General features: G+C 72.3%; 13 protein-coding genes and 1 tRNA gene. 12 read left to right on the plus strand and 2 right to left on the minus strand.

Annotated features, from left to right (window positions below):
* Window positions 1–49 precede the first annotated feature (49 nt).
* The 9 genes from DEJ03_RS11870 (at window position 50) to DEJ03_RS11910 (ending at window position 9,483) form a co-directional block, all read left to right on the plus strand.
* On the plus strand, window positions 50–925 hold the full coding sequence (locus tag DEJ03_RS11870; RefSeq protein ID WP_017885900.1) for a ParA family protein: 876 nt from the start codon (window positions 50–52) through the stop codon (window positions 923–925).
* Entirely contained in the window at window positions 909–1,712 is an 804-nt protein-coding gene (locus tag DEJ03_RS11875; protein ID WP_181422690.1) for a ScpA family protein, read from the plus strand. Before DEJ03_RS11870 ends, DEJ03_RS11875 begins: the two co-directional genes overlap by 17 nt.
* Window positions 1,702–2,391, plus strand: a complete 690-nt coding sequence (scpB, locus tag DEJ03_RS11880; protein WP_258370791.1) for an SMC-Scp complex subunit ScpB — start codon at window positions 1,702–1,704, stop codon at window positions 2,389–2,391. Before DEJ03_RS11875 ends, scpB begins: the two co-directional genes overlap by 11 nt.
* A gap of 1,294 nt (window positions 2,392–3,685) precedes the next feature.
* Entirely contained in the window at window positions 3,686–4,474 is a 789-nt protein-coding gene (locus DEJ03_RS18250; RefSeq protein ID WP_258370810.1) for a pseudouridine synthase, read from the plus strand.
* A gap of 58 nt (window positions 4,475–4,532) precedes the next feature.
* Entirely contained in the window at window positions 4,533–5,645 is a 1,113-nt protein-coding gene (locus DEJ03_RS11890) for a prephenate dehydrogenase (protein ID WP_110864751.1), read from the plus strand.
* A 191-nt stretch (window positions 5,646–5,836) separates the two neighbouring features.
* Window positions 5,837–6,532, plus strand: coding sequence for a (d)CMP kinase (cmk, locus tag DEJ03_RS11895; protein WP_071405656.1), 696 nt, complete (start codon window positions 5,837–5,839; stop codon window positions 6,530–6,532).
* Window positions 6,533–6,641: 109 nt separating this feature from the next.
* The gene (gene der, locus DEJ03_RS11900) at window positions 6,642–8,162 is read left to right on the plus strand and encodes a ribosome biogenesis GTPase Der (protein WP_071405612.1); all 1,521 of its coding nucleotides are present in this window, start codon (window positions 6,642–6,644) and stop codon (window positions 8,160–8,162) included.
* A 114-nt stretch (window positions 8,163–8,276) separates the two neighbouring features.
* Window positions 8,277–8,903 (plus strand): hypothetical protein, encoded by a 627-nt coding sequence (locus DEJ03_RS11905; RefSeq protein ID WP_146237709.1) that lies wholly within the window; start codon window positions 8,277–8,279, stop codon window positions 8,901–8,903.
* A 58-nt stretch (window positions 8,904–8,961) separates the two neighbouring features.
* On the plus strand, window positions 8,962–9,483 hold the full coding sequence (locus tag DEJ03_RS11910; protein WP_110864753.1) for a hypothetical protein: 522 nt from the start codon (window positions 8,962–8,964) through the stop codon (window positions 9,481–9,483).
* A gap of 93 nt (window positions 9,484–9,576) precedes the next feature.
* Here DEJ03_RS11910 and DEJ03_RS11915 read toward each other — a convergent pair whose 3' ends face one another.
* Together DEJ03_RS11915 and DEJ03_RS11920 are read right to left on the minus strand one after the other, a co-directional pair.
* Window positions 9,577–11,733 (minus strand): ATP-dependent DNA helicase RecQ, encoded by a 2,157-nt coding sequence (locus tag DEJ03_RS11915; protein WP_209082408.1) that lies wholly within the window; start codon window positions 11,731–11,733, stop codon window positions 9,577–9,579.
* Window positions 11,734–11,809: 76 nt separating this feature from the next.
* Window positions 11,810–13,285 carry a hypothetical protein gene (locus DEJ03_RS11920; RefSeq protein ID WP_110864754.1) on the minus strand — a complete coding sequence of 492 codons (1,476 nt, stop codon included), beginning with the start codon at window positions 13,283–13,285 and terminating at the stop codon, window positions 11,810–11,812.
* A 70-nt stretch (window positions 13,286–13,355) separates the two neighbouring features.
* Between DEJ03_RS11920 and DEJ03_RS11925 the strand changes: the two genes are divergently transcribed.
* From DEJ03_RS11925 to DEJ03_RS11935, 3 genes are all read left to right on the plus strand, one after another.
* Entirely contained in the window at window positions 13,356–14,186 is an 831-nt protein-coding gene (locus DEJ03_RS11925; protein WP_110864755.1) for an endonuclease/exonuclease/phosphatase family protein, read from the plus strand.
* The gene (locus DEJ03_RS11930; RefSeq protein ID WP_146237710.1) at window positions 14,183–14,764 is read left to right on the plus strand and encodes a hypothetical protein; all 582 of its coding nucleotides are present in this window, start codon (window positions 14,183–14,185) and stop codon (window positions 14,762–14,764) included. Before DEJ03_RS11925 ends, DEJ03_RS11930 begins: the two co-directional genes overlap by 4 nt.
* A gap of 158 nt (window positions 14,765–14,922) precedes the next feature.
* A tRNA-Pro gene (locus DEJ03_RS11935) sits at window positions 14,923–14,996 on the plus strand.
* Window positions 14,997–15,010 lie beyond the last annotated feature (14 nt).

A 15,010-nucleotide genomic window follows, 5' to 3' on the forward strand; every position in this document is an offset into this window, starting at 1 on the left:
TGCGGCGGTGCGACCCGGCCCAGCCCGAGGTCGCCGGTACGATGACGGGGTGAGCCCGAACCCGACGACCAACCCCACCGGCGCGACCACCCACGGTCCGACGGGGCGTCCCGTCCGGGACTTCCCCGTGCCCGAGGAGCTCGACAGCACCGGCCCCGCCCGCATCATCGCGCTCTGCAACCAGAAGGGCGGCGTCGGCAAGACCACGACGGCCATCAACCTGGGCGCCGCGCTCGCGGAGTACGGCCGCAAGGTCCTCGCCGTCGACTTCGACCCGCAGGGCGCGCTGTCCGCGGGCCTCGGCGTCAGGACGCACGACATCCACACCGTGTACGACCTGCTCATGGGTGCCGTGAAGGACCCGAACCAGGTCATCCAGCCGACGAACACCCCCGGCCTCGACGTCATCCCGGCGAACATCGACCTGTCCGCCGCCGAGGTGCACCTGGTCAACGAGGTCGCCCGCGAGCAGATCCTGGCGAGCGTGCTGCGCAAGGTCGCGAACGACTACGACGTGATCCTGGTCGACTGCCAGCCGTCGCTCGGCCTGCTCACCGTGAACGCCCTGACCGCGGCGCACGGCGTGCTCATCCCGCTCGAGTGCGAGTTCTTCGCGCTCCGCGGTGTCGCGCTGCTCATCGAGACGATCGACAAGGTGCGCGACCGCCTCAACCCGGCGCTCAAGCTCGACGGCATCCTGGCGACGATGTACGACTCGCGCACGCTGCACTCGCGCGAGGTCATGGAGCGGGTCGTCGACACCTTCGACGACCGCGTGCTCGACACCGTCATCGGCCGCACCGTGAAGTTCCCGGACGCCACGGTGTCCGCACGTCCGATCACGCAGACCGCGCCGGACCACCCTGCCGCCCACGCCTACCGGCAGCTCGCACGAGAGCTCGTCCAGCGTGGCGCCGTCGCCTGACGCGGGGTTCCGGGTCCGGCTCGCCAACTTCGACGGACCGTTCGACCTCCTGCTGTCGCTCATCACGAAGCACGAGCTCGACATCACCGAGGTGTCGCTCGGTGCCGTGACGGGGGAGTTCATCCAGTACGTCCGGCAGGCCGAGTCCGCCGACGAGCTCGACGAGGCCAGCGAGTTCCTGGTCGTCGCGGCGACGCTGCTCGACCTGAAGATCGTCGGGCTGCTGCCCCAGGGTGAGCTCGTGGACGCCGAGGACGTCGCCCTGCTCGAGGCCCGCGACCTGCTGTTCGCCCGACTGCTGCAGTACCGGGCATTCAAGCAGGCCGCCGACTGGTTCGGGGAGCGCTGGGGCGTCGAGTCGCGCCGGCACGTCCGCAGCGTCCGGCTCGAGGAGCGGTTCCGCGCACGGACGCCGGAGCTCGTCTGGACCCTGTCGGTGCAGGACTTCGCCGCACTGGCCGCGCTGGCCTTCGCCCCGCGGGAGATCCCGACCGTCGGCCTCGACCACCTGCACGCCCCGCTCATCAGCATCCGCGAACAGGCCGCGATCGTCGTCTCGATCCTCCGCACCCGCGTTGGTGAGGGCGTCTCGTTCCGTGAACTGGTCGCGGGCGTCGACCAGACGGGTATCGTGGTGGCTCGCTTCCTCGCGATCCTCGAGCTGTACCGGAACGCGTCGATCTCGTTCGAGCAGCTCGAGCCGCTCGGGGAGCTGACACTGCGGTGGACCGCCGAGGACTGGTCCGACGAGAGCCTCGCGAACCTGGGAGCCGACTATGACGGATGACGTGCACGACACGTCCAGCGCCGAACCCGGCGGCGCTGACGAGATGGCCGACGCCCGCGCGATCGAGCACGAGATCCACGAGCGCGCCGCATCGCAGTCCCACCCCACCATCCCCATCGACCGGCAGCTCGAGGCCATCCTGATGATCGCCGACCAGCCGCAGTCACTCGTCGCCCTCGGTGCTGCCGTCGGGTCGCCCGTCCCCGTCGTCCGCCAGGCGATCGAACGCCTGGTCGCCGACTTCGACGGCGTCGACGGCACGATCCGCCGTGGCTTCGAACTGCGCGAGGTCGGTGGCGGCTGGCGCTTCTACGTCCGCGCCGACCTGGACCCCGTGGTCGAGCAGTTCGTCGAGGCCGAGCGCCCCTCGCGGCTGTCGCAGGCCGCACTCGAGACCCTGGCGGTCGTCGCCTACAAGCAGCCGATCACCCGCTCGCAGATCGCTGCGATCCGCGCCGTCAACGTCGACGGCGTCGTCCGAACCCTGGTGGCACGCGGCCTCATCGAGGAGTCGTTCACCGACGCCGAGACCGGCGCCATCAACTACGTCACGTCCGACCTGCTCCTGCAGCAGCTCGGCATCAACTCGCTCGACGAGCTGCCGCTCATCTCGCCCCTCCTGGACGACGGTGCGGACGGCTTCGAGCAGAACGAAGGGATCCCCGATGGCAGGGTTTGACGACCGGGGGCGCGGCGCGCCCCGAGACCGAGACGACCGCAACGGACGCTCGGGAGGCCCGGATCGCTCCGGCCGCCCGGCCGGCGGACGCGGCGGGGCCGGTTCCAGTGCCGGTGGCCGCTCCGGCGGGTACGGTCGCGACGACCGCGGGGGCGCACGCCCGCCGCGCGACGACGACCGTCGTGGCGGGTACCCGTCGCGCGACGACCGCGGCGGCGACCGTGGTGGGTACCGCGGGGCTTCGGCGCCGCGTGACGACCGTGGTGGGTACCGGGGCCGGGACGACCGTGCCGGTGGCGGCGACCGTGGTGGGTACCGCGGCAACTCGGCTCCGCGTGACGATCGCGGTGGCTACCGCGGTCGTGACGACCGTGGGGCTTCCGCTCCGCGCGACGACCGCGGTGGCGACCGTGGTGGGTACCGCGGGGCTTCGGCGCCGCGTGATGACCGTGGCGGCTACCGCGGTCGCGATGACCGTGCCGGTGGCGGCGACCGTGGTGGCTACCGCGGCAACTCGGCTCCGCGTGACGACCGCGGTGGGTACCGCGGCCGCGACGACCGTGGGGCTTCGGCTCCGCGTGACGACCGTGGTGGCTACCGAGGCTCGGCTCCGCGTGACGACCGTGGTGGGTACCGGGGTCGCGACGACCGCGGGAGCTCCGCACCGCGCGATGACCGTGGTGGCTACCGCGGCCGTGACGACCGTGGGGCTGCGGCTCCGCGCGACGACCGTGGTGGCTACCGCGGCCGTGACGACCGTGGGGCTTCGGCCCCGCGCGATGACCGTGGCGGCTACCGGGGTCGCGATGACCGTTCCGGTGGCGGTGACCGTGGTGGGTACCGCGGCAACTCCGCTCCGCGCGACGACCGCGGTGGGTACCGGGGCCGCGATGACCGTGGCAGCTCCGCTCCCCGCGACGACCGTGGTGGGTACCGGGGCCGCGATGACCGTGGCAGCTCCGCTCCCCGCGACGACCGCGGTGGGTACCGGGGTCGCGACGACCGTGGCAGCTCCGCTCCCCGCGACGACCGGCGCGACGACCGCGGCCGCGACGACCGCCGCACGCCGGACGGCCAGCAGAGCCGCGTCTGGCACAACGGCCGCCGCTACGTCGGCGGCACCACGAGCGTCCGCAACAGCGACCGCACCACGCCGAAGCCGAGCGGGCAGCGCGACGACCGGGGCAACCCGGCCGAGGGCACGCCCGAACGGCCGATCATCGAGGACTGGGACGCGGCGGACGGAACGGCTCCTGCCGGGGCCGAGCCGAGCCTCCAGGCAGAGGGTGAGCGCCTGCAGAAGGTGATCGCCGCTGCCGGCGTGGCATCCCGCCGGGTCGCGGAGAACCTGATTGTCGAGGGCCGCGTGACGGTCAACGGCGAGGTCGTGGACGCCCTCGGGCGTCGCGTCGACCCCGAGAAGGACGCGATCAGCGTCGACGGCGTGCCCGTGCAGATCGACTCGTCGCGGCGCTACATCGTGCTGAACAAGCCGACCGGTGTCGTCTCGAGCCTGCAGGACGAGCGCGGTCGCCGCGACCTGACGGAGTTCGTGGACCGGTACGAGGAGCGCCTGTTCAACGTCGGCCGCCTCGACACCGAGACCTCCGGGCTGCTCGTCCTGACGAACGACGGCGACCTGGCACACGTGCTGGCGCACCCGTCGTTCGGCGTGCAGAAGACGTACATCGCGAAGGTCCACGGCAACGTGAACCCCGCCGTGGTGCAGCGCCTGACCGAGGGCGTCGAGCTCGAGGACGGTCCGATCAAGGCCGACAAGGTGCGGTTGCTCGAGTCCTCGCGGGGTGAGTCGCTCGTCGAGATCACGCTGCACTCCGGCCGCAACCGCATCGTCCGTCGCATGCTCGAGGCCGTCGACCACCCCGTCCTCGAACTCGTCCGCCGGTCGTTCGGACCGCTGCACCTGGGCAGTCTGCCGCCGGGCAAGATGCGCGAGCTCGGCACGGTCGAGGTCGGCAAGCTGCTCAGCACCGTCCGTGACGCGAAGCCGTCCGCTCGTGACGACCGCGACGTCGCGCTCGACCAGGACGACGGCGAGTACGAGGACGAGTCGGCGGACTGACCGACCCCGAGGCCCGGGCATCGACCGATGCCCGGGCCTCGATCGGTAGGCTTGCCCGGTGACCGACCTGACCCCGACCGACATCGACCGCCGTCTGCGCGGCCCGGTCCGGGTCGTCGGTGCCGGGCTGCTCGGTGCTTCGATCGGTCTCGCCCTGCGTGAGAAGGGCGTGGACGTCGTCCTCGACGACGTCTCACCCGCCGCGCTGGCGCTCGCCGTGGACTACGGCGCCGGGCGTCGACCGGCTGCGGGCGACCAGCCGGAGCTCGTCGTCGTCGCGGTGCCGCCGGACGTCGTCGCGACCGTGGTGGAGCGTGAGCTCGCCGCGTACCCGGACGCCGTGGTGACCGACGTCGCCAGCGTGAAGTCCGGGCCGCTCGCCGCCCTGGTGGCGGCCGGCGCCGACGTCTCCCGGTACATCGGTTCGCACCCGATGGCGGGGCGTGAGCGCAGCGGGCCGACGGCCGCCCGCGCCGACCTGTTCTTCGGGCGCCCGTGGGTGATCGCCGGGCACGACGGCATCACGTACCAGCGCGCCGCGGCGGTCGAGGACCTCGCGCTCGACCTCGGCGCCACCGTCGTGCCGATGGACCCCGAGTCGCACGACCTCGCCGTGGCGTACGTCTCGCACGCACCGCAGCTCGTGTCGACGCTGATGGCCTCGCGCCTGCGGGACGCCCCCGACGGGTCGCTCGGCCTGGCCGGCGGCGGCGTGCGCGACGTCACCCGGATCGCCGCGAGCGACCCCGGGCTCTGGGTGCAGATCATCGGGGCGAACGCCGGGCACATCCGGCCGGTGCTCACCGACCTGCGCGACGACCTGTCCCGCGTGATCGACGCCCTCGGCGACCCGGACGGTGCCGGTTCGCCGCGCACCATCGCCGAGACCATCGCCGACGGCAACCGCGGCGTCGAACGTCTGCCGGGCAAGCACGGCACCACCAAGCGCTTCGCCCAGGTGGTCGTCCTGGTCGACGACACCCCCGGTCAGATCGCCGCACTCCTGACGTTCATCGGGGAGATCGGCATCAACCTCGAGGACATGCGCCTCGAGCACTCACCGGGCGCACAGATCGGCATCGTCGAGGTGTCGGTGCTGCCCGAGCAGGAACAGCGACTCGTCGAGGAACTCGAGGGGCGCGGATGGAGGATCGCAGCAGCATGGGCCTGAACGACGACACGAACGACTCTGGCGTGATCAGTGGACGCGCTCCGGCCGGTGGGACCGACGGGCCCGACTCGGGCTTGCCGACGCCGACGCCCGGTGACGGGGCACGCGGCGGCGCTGAGGGCGGTCCGCTCGGTGGTCCGGCCGGCGGCCTCGGCGAACCCGGCGGGGAGCCCGGTTCGACCAGCGCCCCGATGCCGTCCGGCCTGGCCGACGGCGCCTACGTGGCGAAGATCGTCATCGCGGTCGACGGCCCCGCCGGCAGCGGCAAGTCGAGCGTCTCCCGTGCGGCCGCCCGCGCCCTGGGCTACGGCTACCAGGACACCGGCGCCGCCTACCGTGCACTCGCGTGGCACGCCCTGCAGCAGCAGGTCGACCTCGACGACGCCGCGGCGGTCCTGGCGAGCTGGGACACCTTCGACTACGCCATCGGCACCGACCCCGACGACTACTACGTCAAGGTGGGGGAGACCGACGTGACCGAGGCCATCCGCACCCCCGACGTCACCGGCGCGGTCGCCCACATCGCGAAGCTCCCGGACGTCCGGAAGCGCCTGGTCCAGCTGTTCCGGAACGTCATGCGGAAGACCGATGCCCCGGGCATCATCACCGAGGGCCGGGACATCACCACGGTCGTCGCACCCGACGCCGAGGTCCGGATCCTGCTGACGGCCGACGAGTCCGTTAGAATGGCCCGACGCTCGGCAGAGGTCACGACCCAGTCGGCCGCCGAGACCTCCGCAGCACTCGCTCGTCGCGACGCGGCGGACGCGAAGGTCGTCGACTTCATGAACGCCGCCGACGGCGTCACGACGCTCGACTCCACCGACCTCGACTTCGACCAGACCGTGCAGGCGGTCGTCGACCTGGCCCGCGCGGCCACGCACTGACGCACGACCGGACGGCCTCGGCCGCCTGGTCACACCACGGCCGGACCCCCGGCCCCGGCCGGCAACGGCCACCGACACCGCGGCCCCGGCCGCTCGCGAGGAACCCAAGATGGCTCAGCTGGACAACCCGGACAACGACGACTTCCCCCGGTACGACGACGCCCTCGGCGAGCGGCTCGCCGGACTCGACGAGGCCGAGGCCGAGCAGCGCGCGACCGCGCTCCGCGCCGGACTCGAGGAGTACGACCTCGAGGACGAGGACCTCGCCCTGCTCGAGGCCGGTCAGGTCGGCGAGGACGGCGTCCACTACCTGCCCGCCTACCCGGTGCTCGCGATCGTCGGCCGTCCGAACGTCGGCAAGTCCGCGCTCGTGAACCGCATCCTCGGTCGTCGTGAGGCCGTCGTGCAGGACGTCCCCGGCGTCACTCGCGACCGCGTCAGCTACAAGGCCGACTGGAACGACAAGCGCTTCACGCTCGTCGACACCGGCGGCTGGGAGCCCGGCGCCGAGGGCATCAACGCCTCCGTCGCCGCGCAGGCCGAGGTCGCGATCGACCTCGCCGACGCCGTCCTGTTCGTCGTGGACGTCACGGTCGGGATCACCGCCACCGACGAGCACGTCGTCAAGATGCTCCGCGGCACCGACCGCCCCGTCATCGTCGTCGCGAACAAGGCCGACGACGAGCGCCGTGAACTCGACGCCTACGAGCTCTGGAACCTCGGGCTCGGCGAGCCGCACCCGGTGTCGGCCCTGCACGGCCGCGGCGTCGCGGACCTGCTCGACCTGATCATCAAGACGCTGCCCGACACCTCGGCCGTCGCCAAGCAGGAGGTCGGCGGCCCCCGCCGCGTGGCCATCCTCGGCCGCCCGAACGTCGGCAAGAGCTCGCTGCTCAACAAGGCCGCCGGTGAAGAGCGGGTCGTCGTGAACGACATCGCCGGCACCACCCGCGACCCGGTGGACGAGCAGATCGAGCTCGGCGGCAAGGTGTGGCGCTTCGTCGACACCGCCGGCATCCGCAAGCGCGTGCACATGCAGCAGGGCGCCGACTTCTACGCCTCGCTCCGCACCACCGCGGCGCTCGAGAAGGCCGAGGTCGCCGTGGTCGTCCTCGACGTCACCGAGCCGGTCTCCGTGCAGGACCTCCGCATCATCGACCTCGTCCTCGAGTCCGGCCGTGCCCTCGTGCTGGCCTACAACAAGTGGGACCTGCTCGACGACGAGCGCCGCCGTTACCTGGAGCGCGAGATCGAGCAGGACCTGGCGCACGTCGCCTGGGCCCCGCGCGTGAACATCTCCGCCCGCACCGGCCGTCACCTCGAGAAGCTCGTGCCGGCGCTCGAGACCGCTCTCGAGTCGTGGGACACCCGCATCCCGACCGGCAAGGTCAACGCCTTCATCGCCGAGCTCGTGCAGGAGCACCCCCACCCCGTGCGCGGCGGCAAGCAGCCCCGCATCCTGTTCGGGACCCAGGCGTCGAGCCAGCCGCCGACCTTCGTGCTCTTCACGTCGGCGTTCCTCGACCCGCAATACCGACGCTTCATCACGCGTCGCCTCCGCGAGGTCTGGGGCTTCTCCGGCACGCCGATCAACGTCAACATGCGGGTGCGCGAGCGCCGGAAGCGCTGAGCGCTCCCACCCGTCACGCAGAACGCGCCTCGATCCGTCGGGGCGCGTTCTGCGTTCGCGTCCGGCCTGGAGGCCCGCAGCCGGTCCGGCACGCCGGTGCGGCATCATGGGGGCGTGGGTACCGGGCCGTGGGCAGCGGACCGACGTCGGTTCGCCCTGGTGGGTGTCCTCGTCGGTGTGGTCGTCGTGGGTTCGGCGTCCCTGTGGACGATCTCGCACGCACCGGACGACGGCGACTCGGTCACCCGTGCCGACCCCGTGCCCTCCGAGCCGGCGCGGTCGCCCGACGTCCGACTGCCGCCGTCCAACGGCCTCGAGGAACCGATCGAGCCCGAACCCGTCCGTCCGGTCGACGGTTCGCCCATCGACCCGTGGTGGCGCCGCGTCCCGCCGGTGTCCGGTGACATCGTCGGCATCGGTGCTGCGGCCTCCGGGCACGTGCGGATCGCCGGGAACACGGATGACGAGACCCTCGCGGTGCAGATCGACCACCTGGAGACCGGCGGGGACGGCCCGGTCGACGTCGTGCTGTCCGCGGGGACGGTGCGCGGTGGCTCGAAGCCGGTGTGGACGCCCGCCGGGGAGTCCTACGACCTGTTCCAGGCTGCCGGGGTCGAACAGGGGCTGACCGTCGTGCTCAGCGACCCGTGGTCACTGCCCGACGAGGTCCGCTCCCTGGTCCTGCTCGACGCCGACACCGGGTCGGTGCTGGGTGGTGCGGCACTCGTCCCGTCCGACTGAGCCGTCCCCGCTCGGGGCTGCGTCTCCTGTCGGCCTCGGGATGGGGCACGATGTACTGGTGACGCAGCAGAACGACGGACTCGGTGTGCTCGCCGACCGTGTGTGGTGCCGTCTGCGACTCGACCGGTTGGCCGGAGGTCGACAGGCCGGCTATGTGATCCGCGAGGACATGCTCGAACACCCGGACACCGTCCGTTCGTTCCGGTGGATCCGGTGGCTGCTCGTCGCGGAGACCGTCGTCGGACTCACCGCCATCGTGGTCGCCGTGCTGCTGACCCGCGCGGGGGACACCCTGTCGTGGGCGGTGTGGTTCCGGTCCACCGTGGTGCTGCTCATCACCCTGACGCTCTACGTGTTCGCCTGGCGGGCACAGCTCGGGTACTACTGGGCGTACCAGCGGCTGCGGTTGTTCAGCCGGATCTTCCCCATCGTGACGCTGATCGTCGCGGCGATCCCCGGGCTCTACCCGTTCTGGATGGTCATCGAGCAGATCCTGTTCTCGGTGCTCATGGTCGGCATCGGCGACGTGCTGACGAGCGACCACATGCGGGCCACGTTCCCGAAGCCCGCGCGGCGCTAGGGCTCCGGCGGGCGGTGGACCGGCTCCGCGACAGAACACGAGTCGATCGACGCGTGGAGTGTCGCAAAACAGGTGCGGGGGGCGGTGCGGGGGCTACGCCACCGTGGCCAGGGCGAACGGGAGCACGGCGGAGGCCCCGGCGCGCCGGAGCTCCCGGCCGGCGACGGTCATCGTCCACCGGCTGTCGACCAGGTCGTCGACGAGCAGCACCGGGCCCTCGTGCGACTGCAGGGCGGCGGCGAGCGACGGATCGACCACGAAGGTGTCCCACACGCCGGACAGTCGGTAGGCGCTGTTCGTCGCACCGTCGCCGCGGGGGGTGCCACCGGCGCGGCCGAGCGTACCGAGGAACTGCAGCCGCCCGATGGTGGACAGCGCCTGGGCGAGGGACCCCACGAGCTCGGGCCGTGACCGCGAGGACATCGCCACGACGCCGGTCGGCCGGGTCTCCCACGGCCAGTCCTTGAGCGCCCGGACACAGCCGTCGACGAGCTCGCGCGAGATCGGGGCATCGGGGGTGGACGGTGAGAACAGCGCACGCAGGGGACCGCCCCAGCCGAGGTCGGTCAGGCGCGCCACCGCACGGCCGGGCTGCACGAGCTCGTCCGGGCCGATCTTGCCCCGCACCGAGACCCCGAGCGACGACATCCCCGAGGGCCACTGGGCACGCGGCGCGATCTCGACACCGACCTTGTCGAGCGCGGCCGCGGCTCCGGACGAGTCGGTGTCGGACACGGCGGTCGGGAACCACGCCCCGGCGCAGTTGTCGCACCGGCCGCAGGGCTCGGCCGAGGGGTCGTCGAGGTCCTGCTGCAGCAGCTGCATGCGGCAGGCCGAGGTGGACTCGTAGTCGAGCATCGACGCGGCCTCGGCAGCGCGGGCCGCGGCGACCCGCTCGTACCGGGGTGCGTCGTACTCCCACGGCTGCCCGGTCGACACCCAGCCGCCGGTGACGCGTCGGACGGCGCCGTCGACGTCGAGCACCTTGAGCAGGAGTTCGAGGGTGGAGCGCTTGATGTCGACCAGGCCCTCGAGCGCCACGGTCGACATCGCGGTGTCGGTGGACAGGGCGCCGAGCACGGCAGCGGCACGGGCCTCGGTCGGCATCGAGGCGCTGGCGAAGTACTGCCAGATCTCGCGGTCCTCACGCCCGGGCAGGAGCAGGACGTCGGCGTTGTCGGTCGCACGACCCGCACGACCGATCTGCTGGTAGTAGGCGACGGGCGACGAGGGAGCCCCGACGTGCACGACGAACCCGAGGTCGGGCTTGTCGAACCCCATGCCGAGCGCGCTCGTGGCGACCAGGGCCTTCAGCTCGTTGCCCTTGAGCTGCTGTTCGAGCTGTTCGCGCTCGTCGGTGTCGGTGCGCCCCGTGTAGGCGCGGACGGCGTACCCGTTGTCGCGCAACAGCCGGGCAATGTCCTCGGCCGCCGAGACCGTGAGCGTGTAGATGATGCCGCTGCCCGGCAGGTCGCCGAGGTGGGCGAGGAGCCACCCGAGCCGCTGCCGGGCATCGGGCAGCGTGAGCACGCCGAGGCGCAGGGACTTGCGGGCCAGGGACCCGCGGATCGTGAACACCGGGTCGGCCGGGCCGGCGGTGAGCTGTTCGGCGACGTCCTCGACCACGCGCTCGTTCGCCGTCGCGGTGGTCGCCAGGACGGGGACGCCGTGGGGGAGCGACCGGATGAGCTCGGCCAGTCGGCGGTAGTCCGGCCGGAAGTCGTGGCCCCAGTCCGAGATGCAGTGCGCTTCGTCGACCACGAGCATGCCCATCCGGGCGATCAAGGTCGGCATCTGCTCGTCGCGGAACTTCGGGTTGTTCAGCCGCTCGGGGGAGACCAGCAGCACGTCGACCTCGTCACGGGCGAGGGCCGCCTGGGTCTCGCCCCACTCGTGGGCGTTCGCGGAGTTGATCGACACCGCACGGACACCGGCCCGCGCGGCGGCGGCGACCTGGTCGCGCATCAGGGCGAGCAGCGGCGACACCAGGACGGTCGGGCCGCCCCCGCGTCGGCGCAGCAGCAGCGTCGCGAGGAAGTACACCGCGGACTTGCCCCACCCGGTGCGCTGCACGACCAGGGCACGCTGCCGATGCTCGACCAGCGCGGAGATCGCCTCGAGCTGGCCGGGGTGGAACACCGCGTCGGGGCGCCCCGTGAGCGCAGCGAGCGCCTGCTGCGCCTCGGCGGCGATGTCCGCAGAGGGGGACACGGAAGACGACGCGGTGGACCCGACACCAAGACCAGACATGCCCCCATGCTGTCAGGAGCAACCGACGAAACCCGACCCGCGCCTCCAGGCTGTGGACAACCGGACCAACCGGGCCCTACTGGTAGGTGACCAACGACGGTGTCGGCCTCACGTCCTGCATGGTCTGCGCGGGCGTCAGCATGGGCATGTCCTCGTCGTAGAAGTTCTTCCAGCCCCAGTGCAACCCCTCCGGCGCGCCCTGGTGCAGTGCCTTCCACGTCGCCTGCTTGTCCGGCTGCGACCCCTGCCCGTCGACGTGCACGAGCATGTCGAGCTCCGGGTGGGTCTGCAGTGCGGAGCGGTCCTGGATCATCGACAGCCGGAACTGGTGCAGCACGAGGGCTTTCGGCGGCAGCCCCTCCTTCTGCACGAGGGCGGCCAGCCACGAGGACACCTCGTTCACCTCGGACGCCGAGACACTCCCGATCTGCTTGAGGGGCACCTGGTCCTTCGTCAGCCGCCACTCCGGGTCGAGCGCCAGCCAGACGCCCGGCTTCTTCAGCAGCGACTCGTACTTCTTGGCCTGCGACAGGAAGTCCGACCGCCCGGGCTGCAGATCGATGATGACCGGCATGTCCGCATCATGGGCGGCCTCGACGTAGGGCTCGAGCGTCGACACCGGCAGCTCGGTCGAGTAGTCGCCGTCAGCTCCGGCGTCCCCGGCGGCGACGGTCGCGATGACCTCCATCGCGGGCGTCACGAGCTCGTCGGACTCCGCCCGGTACGGCTTCGCGACCTGCTCGGCACGCTGCACGGTCTCCTTCGGCCCCTGCTCGCCGAGCACGCCCAGCGCCGGCGCCCCCGGAGCCCCGTAGAGCGCCACGTACCGGTGCCCGTCGAACGGTCGCTGGCCGCCGTTCCGCAGCTGGAACCCGCCCTCGGCCGCCCGGACCGTCCACTCCGGGTCCGGCAGGGCGTCGAACGCCGCGCCGACCAAGACCGTCGGGTGCTTCGCTCGCTCGTGCAGCGCCGTCACCACGTCGGGCGCGGCAGCCGGGTCGGTCACGTCCTCCGGCATGGTCACCACACGAGCGCCGGCGGCCTTCGCGGTCGCCACGGCAGCGGCGTCCGCACTCGCGTCCGCCACCACCACGGTCGCCTGCCGGGAGGCCCGGGTCGGCTCCGGCGCGTCGCCACCCTCAGGCGCCTTCCGCTCGTCGACGTCCGTGTCGACCGACACGTCGCCCTCGGCCTGGTACCAGTCGGCCCCGAGCCGGTCGAGCTCGCGGGCGACGGCAGCGCTCGTGTTCTTGGCCGTCAGCAGCACCGGGACGTGGGCGCTCGCCGCAGCCTTGGCTGCATCGCGGATGCCGTCGGCGTCGCCGACCCGGGCGACGACCGCGCCGGGAGCATTCGCGAACAGGGCCTTGCTGACGCGGACGGACCGGGCGGCGGCGTCCGCAGCGTCGGCCACCGTGACGGTGTCGGCCGACGCCTTCGCCAGGGTCGGGCGGCTCGTGTCCGGTCCGCTCGACGTGCACCCGGCGGCTCCGAGCAGCAGCCCGGACACCGCGATCGCGAGCAGGAGACGAGGGGTGGAACGAGAACGCATCGAGCCACCATACGAGCCAGACGGAGAGGTCGCTGGGAATCCGACGGGTGTCGTCTCGTAGAAGGGAGTCATGCACCACCACCCCGACGACCGCCCGCTCATCGGACCGGTCCGGTCGCCCGAGGTGCACTGCATGACGCTCAACGTGCGTCGCCGCGTGCCGCGACAGCCGACCCACCCCGACGCCTGGGAGCGTCGCCGAGAGGCCGTGCTCGCGCTCGTCGCGTCCGAAGCGCCCACCGTCCTCGCCGTCCAGGAGGCCCTGCCCACGCAGGCAGACGACCTGACGTCCGGCCTCGGGTCGGGTTGGGAGCCCGTCCTGGCCGGACGGGGAGCGCGCGGCGGTGGCGAACAGGTCGGCCTGTTCCTCGACCGCTCCCGCCTCGACGTCGTCGAGCGCCGCACCTGGGCGCTCTCCCGCACGCCCCACCGCCCCGGCTCGCGGTCGTGGGCCACGTCCTTCCCCCGGCACGCCGTCGGAGCCGTCGTCGACGACCGCGCGACCGGCGTTCGGTTCCTGGCGATCGCCACCCACCTCGACGTCGCCTCGCCGTGGGCCCGAGTCCGCTCCGCCGAACTGCTCGGCCGGATCGTCCGGCAGCGCGGCCTGCCCGCCGTGGTCATGGCCGACTGGAACAGCCCCGCCGGTTCCGCACCATGGCGAGCCCTGGCGGAGGCGGGGGTCGAGGACAGCTGGGGGCGGGCCTCCAGGCAGGTGGGTGAGCCCTACGGGACGTACCCGCACTACGGGAGTCCGCGTGTCGGTGGCCGGCGGATCGACGGGGTGCTCGTGACGTCCGAGGCGGAGGTGGAACGCGTCGCGGTCGACGTGCGGCGGCCGGGCGGCGTGTGGCCGTCCGACCACGCTGCCGTGCACGCGGTCGTGCGGTGGGCGTCGTGATAGCCACGCTCGGACCGACGTTCCTGCGGCCGCGGTTCCTGGTGGCCGACGTGGTGCGGGCCCTGACGCTCGTGAGCGTCGTCCTGGCGGCTGTCGGGTGGGGCGGAACGGCGTTCCCGGTCATGGCGCTGGCGCTGCTCGGTGTCGTGGTGCCGCGGATGCTCGGGCTGCGGCCCGCGTTCGACGTGGCGGTGTGCGTGCTCGTGCTCCTCGCTGGGTGGTCGAGCGTGCTCGAGTGGTACACGACGGTCTTCCTGTGGGACAAGTTCATGCACGTCGTGCTGACGGGGTTGCTCGCGGCGGTCCTCTACGTCATCGGTGCCGACCTGCGTGCTGTGCCGGCCCCGCACGCCGAGCGCCGGGTGGTCGTCGCGGTGCTCGCGCTGTGTGCGGGACTCGCGGTCGGGGCGGTCTGGGAGATGGGGGAGTGGCTCGGGCACAACTTCGTCGACTCGAAGATCTTCGTCGGGTACGACGACACGATCGGGGACCTGGCGGCGGACGGGTCCGGCGGGCTGCTCGTCGGGCTCGGGTTGCCGTGGTTGGCGGCGCGACGCGAGGTGGTGCGGCCGGGCTGAGCGTCTCGTTCGGGTCGTCCGGGTCGCTCTGGCCGCTCGTTCAGTGCGACTCGCCGTGGCACGGAGGGGGGCTGACGTCCGCTATGCTGGACCGGTCGCTCGCGCTCCGGTCGGACGTGGGCGAGGATCCTCCGGGATCCTGAGTTCTCCGGAACTCGCGGGCTGTGGCGCAGCTTGGTAGCGCACTTGACTGGGGGTCAAGGGGTCGCAGGTTCAAATCCTGTCAGCCCGACCGAAACGTGTCTG

The sequence above is a fragment of the Curtobacterium sp. MCLR17_043 genome (assembly GCF_003224215.1).
Lineage (GTDB): Bacteria > Actinomycetota > Actinomycetes > Actinomycetales > Microbacteriaceae > Curtobacterium > Curtobacterium flaccumfaciens.

Bases quoted from the DNA above. Each gene is read 5' to 3' on its own strand.
- der (WP_071405612.1), top strand. From the start codon at position 6,642: ATGGCTCAGCTGGACAACCCGGACAACGACGACTTCCCCCGGTACGAC.
- DEJ03_RS11925 (WP_110864755.1), top strand. From the start codon at position 13,356: ATGCACCACCACCCCGACGACCGCCCGCTCATCGGACCGGTCCGGTCG.
- DEJ03_RS11920 (WP_110864754.1), bottom strand. From the start codon at position 13,285: ATGCGTTCTCGTTCCACCCCTCGTCTCCTGCTCGCGATCGCGGTGTCC.
- DEJ03_RS11915 (WP_209082408.1), bottom strand. From the start codon at position 11,733: ATGTCTGGTCTTGGTGTCGGGTCCACCGCGTCGTCTTCCGTGTCCCCC.
- cmk (WP_071405656.1), top strand. From the start codon at position 5,837: ATGCCGTCCGGCCTGGCCGACGGCGCCTACGTGGCGAAGATCGTCATC.
- scpB (WP_258370791.1), top strand. From the start codon at position 1,702: ATGACGGATGACGTGCACGACACGTCCAGCGCCGAACCCGGCGGCGCT.